This is a genomic window from Flagellimonas lutimaris, assembly GCF_003581615.1.
GTDB classification, from domain to species: domain Bacteria; phylum Bacteroidota; class Bacteroidia; order Flavobacteriales; family Flavobacteriaceae; genus Flagellimonas; species Flagellimonas lutimaris.
Genome location: NZ_QXFH01000061.1, coordinates 1 through 5,584 on the forward strand (window position 1 = coordinate 1; position 5,584 = coordinate 5,584).

4 protein-coding genes are annotated in these 5,584 nt (G+C 40.0%); all 4 read right to left on the bottom strand.

From position 1 onward, the window contains the following. A partial coding sequence (locus tag D2V08_RS01680; protein WP_220473373.1) for a hypothetical protein occupies positions 1–687 on the bottom strand: 687 nt, incomplete at its 3' end. Positions 688–1,084: 397 nt separating this feature from the next. After that, positions 1,085–3,034: an OmpA family protein gene (locus D2V08_RS01685; RefSeq protein ID WP_119606396.1), complete on the bottom strand. Its 1,950-nt coding sequence runs from the start codon at positions 3,032–3,034 to the stop codon at positions 1,085–1,087. An 11-nt stretch (positions 3,035–3,045) separates the two neighbouring features. Then, positions 3,046–3,993 (bottom strand): PorP/SprF family type IX secretion system membrane protein, encoded by a 948-nt coding sequence (locus tag D2V08_RS01690; protein WP_119606397.1) that lies wholly within the window; start codon positions 3,991–3,993, stop codon positions 3,046–3,048. Between the two features lie 13 nt (positions 3,994–4,006). Beyond that, positions 4,007–5,584 (bottom strand): T9SS type B sorting domain-containing protein (locus D2V08_RS01695; RefSeq protein WP_147374046.1); only part of this gene is annotated, 1,578 nt, incomplete at its 5' end.

A 5,584-nucleotide genomic window follows, 5' to 3' on the forward strand; every position in this document is an offset into this window, starting at 1 on the left:
GCTCAGGTCCACCGTAACATCCGTGGTGCCCTCGCTGATGGTCAGCACGTTGCTCGGCCCATGAAGGGAGGCCCCTGTAATATCGTCGTCGGACACACTGTCCACATAAGCCTTGGTGGCAGCATCCTGTGCTACTGTAGGATTAGCCAGATTGGTTATCGCCGAACCTCCAGCATCGTTACCTTGAACCAAAACTTCATTAAGTGTTTGATTATCCGTATTTATCAAAGCGGCAAGATCAGCCAATGCTACAGCATAAGAATTGGCATCAGAATCGGTTATTACCAAATTGGTGTTTGTACCATCAATATCAAATGAAGTTACCGTTGTATTTGAATCTGCAAGAACATCGCTCAAACTACTTAAATCAACATTTACATTTCCTCCATCTTCTAAAGAAAGGGACAAAATATTTGTAACATCATTAAAAGTAAAACCAGTCAATTGCTGATCATCTGAGGCTGTAAGCTCCCATGAATTACCGTCCCAGAAGTATATGGTTCCCGTATTGGTATTTACATATATGTCTCCCAAATCTGCTCCTGTGGGGGTTATTGCCCCAGAGCTAGAAACATCTGTTCCTTTTAGAACTTCACAATTGCATTGGTCCTGAAGGGTTACTGTGGTTTGAGAAAAGGCAATTCCTGAAAAAAGCAGGAACATTAGTGAAAATATGCTCTTTTTCATGAGGTTACTATTAGTTGAGGTTCTATGCTGTAATTTTGTTGATTCTTTAAACTTCCGGTTCTTAAATTCCTTTGTGATTCAACACACCGAATTTTAAACCGACTACAAAATTACCCTCGCTATTAAGCATAGAAAATAATTGTTGTGAACACATGAAATCCAACTGTATAGCATTCAAATTATGAGGTGAGCCTGTTATTTTTTTACCATTTTTTTAAGACTGTTCATCGATAAGGCCCAAATTGGACAAGGGTTTTGCACGGTTTAATCTTCCTATATCAAATTATTCGTTAGATGAAGAACACATTTGAAAACAACCCTACCACAACAAAATTTCAGGCAAAAAAAAAAGACCCCAAAAGGGGTCATTTTAAAACTATAAATTCTTGCTAGCTGTTTATTCAAATATGATAAACTCAGATCTTCTGTTAAGCTGATGTTGTTCCTCCGAACATTGAACACCGTTAACACAATCATTGACCAGTCTAGTCTCACCAAACCCTTCACCCTCTAACCTATTAGGGGATATTCCCTTGGAAATCATATAATTTACCGTGGACTCAGCTCTTTTTTGCGACAGCCAAAGATTGTAAGCATCAACACCGCGACTATCGGTGTGCGAGTTTACCTTAATTTTTAAACTTGGGTATTTTTCCATGGCCACAATGACTTTCTGAATCTCTATTTCCGCATCAGGTCTGATGTTGAACTTGTTCAAATCGAAATAAATAGTACTCAACTGCAGAAGCTTTGCCAAGTCGTCGCCAAAACCTCCAGTGACCACATCTCGTTCCAAATAGAAGTCCACGATTCTAGGTTTTCCATCAGAAATAGGCAAGTATTCCTCGGCAGGCACATAACCGTCTCTAGATGCCCTTACGAAATTACCTTTTGAGCAATCCAATTGTAGTATATAGTTACCATCAGAATCAGTTATGGTAGATGAAATCTCGTTATTTTCTTCGTCTATAATCTTTACGGTAGCTCCTGCTAAAACTTCGTTTGATATACGGTCCCTAACCGTTCCCATTACTTCTTGAATACAGTCCAATGTGAGTGGTTCATTTTCTACGAACTCATATATATCATCGTCTCCCATTCCTCCATCCCTGTTGGATGAGAAGTATCCGGTTTTGTTTCCTGAGTCGAAAATATAAGAGAAGTCATCCTTAGGTGTGTTAACCGGCCTACCCACGTTTACTACTGGTTGAGTATAATCGTTATAGGCAATCTTTGTTGCAAAAACATCCAATCCTCCTAATCCTTGGTAACCATCAGAAGAAAAATACAATACTCCATCTTTGGTGATGAAAGGGAAGGTTTCCCTTGCCATTGTATTTATGTTACCACCCAAGTTTTTAATAGGACCATAGGTGCCATCACCAATAATATCGGTTGCAAAAATATCCGACTCTCCCAAACTACCTGGCATATCGGAAACAAAGTAAAGTTTTTTACCATCAGGACTTAACATGGGATGTGCCACAGAATAAGAGTCACTATTGAACGGAAGCTCTGTAATATTGGTCCATTCTCCATTAATATTTTCTGCACTATAAATTTTTAATCGAATGATTCCTTCCTCATCCTTTTTCTTTCTACCATCGAAGAAATTATTTCTGGTAAAATACATGGTAGTACCATCTTTGGTCACTACTGAAGTAGATTCGTGAAGTCTTGTATTGACCTCACCCTCCAATTTAACAACATTATTGTTGGATACACTATCCGCGTTGACCTTGTATAAATCTAAAAAGTCTCTTGCGTTCCACGTGTGGCGATACCGAGCAAAATTTCCTGTGTCGCGATCAGAGGCAAAAATGAGTCCTTTCTCATAATAAGCAGCGGCAAAATCCGAATATTTACTGTTATATGGGAAGGGTTTTACGGTATACCTACCAGAATTCTCTTCAATTTTTGCCATGTAATCGTCATCAAAATCCACCATGGAAGAAGTCATCTCTCTAAAACTCTCCATGACACGTGTAGCCTGATCATAGTTTCCAACCGACTTTAAACTCTGCGCATATCGAAAAACATCCTCAACGGACATTTCATCTGGATAGGTTTGCTCCAATTTTTTATAGGTATCGGCCGCCTCTTGGTACTTGGCATTAAAATAGTAGGAGTTTCCAAGTCTTTTCAACAAATCGGGAGAGCTATACCCTTTGTCCAATACTTTTTTATAAATATCAATTGCAGGACTAAAAGAATACTGTTTGTATTTTTCATCGGCCCTTTCCATTACCCTAGTAATCTGCTTATCGGGAATACTATCCTTTTGTGCGGTTACTTTTACTATGCATCCGCTAACGATAATCAATAATGTGAGTATTCTTTTCAGCATTCTAAACTATATTAAAAGAATCTTGGTGATATGGTTCTTTGGAAGGATTTTAGCAATTCCAGCCTTAGGAACACCTCAAAAGAGCCATCGTTGAATTGTGTTCCTCCCAATTCCGTTGTTTCACGATCATAGGCCAATCCCAACATAATCTGCTCGGATACTTGAAACCCGACCAAACCACTAACCGCAGCATCCCATCGATACGCTGCTCCAAAACTAAATTTATTTGCAAACAGGAAGCTTGCGGAAAGGTCTACTTGCAATGGTGCCCCGCCAACAGCTTTTGTTAACAAGGCTGGCTTAAACTGTAAATCTGCTCCTATATCGAACACATAACCTGTGATCAAATAAATATTCATGCGATCTGCCGATAGAAAGTTGACACCATTGTCCGAGTTGTCATTATCAAAATATTCCGATTCCAAAACATTGGGTGCAGAAACTCCAGCATAAAATTTATCTGTATGATAATAGATTCCAAGACCAAAATTAGGCGTGAACCTATTATCAATATTATTTTGATTGACTACTTCTTGGTCAAAATTCCTAAGTCCGTTGAAGTCTAAACTCAACATATTTCCTCCGGCCTTTAAACCAAAAGATAATTTGGCATCCATAGAAACGTCAATAGTGTAAGAGATAACTGCATCAAGATAAGTCTCCTGTACAACACCGTCCCCGATATTGTCATTTACGATTGATATACCATATCCCAATCTACTATTTTGTATAGGAGAGTGTAGATTTAAGGTGAAGGTTTCAGGAGCTCCGTCAAGACCTACCCATTGCGATCTGTACAAGCCTGCAAAACTTAGTTGCCCTCTTGATCCAGCATATGCAGGATTAACACTCAATGTATTGTACATGTATTGTGTGTACTGGGCATCCTGCTGGGCCATTACACCCGTGGATACAATTCCAATAAACAACAACGTAGTTAAAAAATGCTTTTTTATCATTCTATCAATATTGTTATCTGCTTATATAAATGTATTCGGAGTCCGTGAAGCTTCCCTGCTCGGTTTCGTAATTAAATATATAAAAATAAACCCCTGCAGGTAGGTAATCGTTTACACTCAGAGCTGATTTACCTCTAACACGTCCATCAAAAACATTGCTCACATTATCGTAGTTGTTTCCTTCAAATACAAGGGTTCCCCAGCGATTAAATATTTTGATGGTACTGGATTTGATATATTCCACACCTCTTATAAACAGAAAATCATTTTTTAAATCGCCATTTGGCGTCAACATTTGGTTTACTTCAATATCTTCAACTCTTACTGTTACCGTAGCCGAATCGCAATTGTCTGGATTTGCTGCTTCACAAATAGTATAATCAATAGTGTAAGTACCAGCAGGCGTTCCTGGATTAACCCTTACACTACCATCTTCGTTGATGACAAGTTCATTTGTCGGCGTTGATGTCAATATGACGTCAATCAAGGATACGGCTTCATCATTTAGGGTATCGTTGAACAATACATCACTATCTGCAATAATACCACCTCCTGAGCCTGCGTTGTAACCATCATCTACAGCATCGATAATATTATCTGCTCCTTGCATTACCTCAACCGTTACTGTAGCTGTATCGCAATTGTTGCCATCCATAATATCACAAATCGTATAATCGATGGTGTACGTTCCTGCTTCGGTTCCCGGCACTACGCTTAAACTTCCATCCTCGTTGATGACAAGTTCATCTGTTGGTGTGGAGGTCAGGATAACATCTTCCAAGGTCAATGCCCCACCGTTGTAGGTATCATTGTCCAATACATTACTATCCGGGATCAAACCTACATCTGTGATTTCCGCTGTGTATGAATCATCCACAGCATTTATTGTATTTCCCATGCCTTCCATTACTTCCACAGTTACCGTAGCAGTATCGCAATTGTTCACATCCATGACATCGCAAATCGTATAATCTATGGTGTACGTACCTATTCCGGTTCCTGACACAACACTCACACTTCCATCTTCATTGATGACAAGTTCATCCGTTGGTGTGGAACTCAAGATAACATCGATCAAGGTTACTGGTCCTCCGTTATAGGTGTCGTTGGACAATACATTGCTATCAGGTATAACTCCACCGTCTCCAGTCTCTGCTGCATAGGCATCATCAACAGCATCGACCACATTGCCAGCTCCCTGCATTACCTCAACAGTCACAGTTGCAGTATCACAATTTCCAGAATCAGCTGAATCACAAATGGTATAATCGATAGTGTACGTTCCTGCTTCGGTTCCCGGCACTACGCTAACACTTCCATCCTCGTTGATAATTAGCTCGTCCGTCGGGGTGGAGGTCAAAATGACATCGGCTAAGGTTACTGGTCCTCCGTTATAGGTGTCGTTGGACAATACATTGCTGTCCGCGATAACCCCATCTTCTCCTACACTCGCTGTATAACCATCATCTACAGCATCGATGACATTGCCTGCTCCCTGCATTACCTCAACGGTTACCGTAGCTGTATCGCAATTTCCAGAATCAGCTGAATCACAAATGGTATAATCGATGGTGTACGTTCCTGCTTCGGT

Coding starts and splice junctions, on each gene's coding strand:
- D2V08_RS01685 (WP_119606396.1), bottom strand. CDS start 3,034: ATGCTGAAAAGAATACTCACATTATTGATTATCGTTAGCGGATGCATA.
- D2V08_RS01690 (WP_119606397.1), bottom strand. CDS start 3,993: ATGATAAAAAAGCATTTTTTAACTACGTTGTTGTTTATTGGAATTGTA.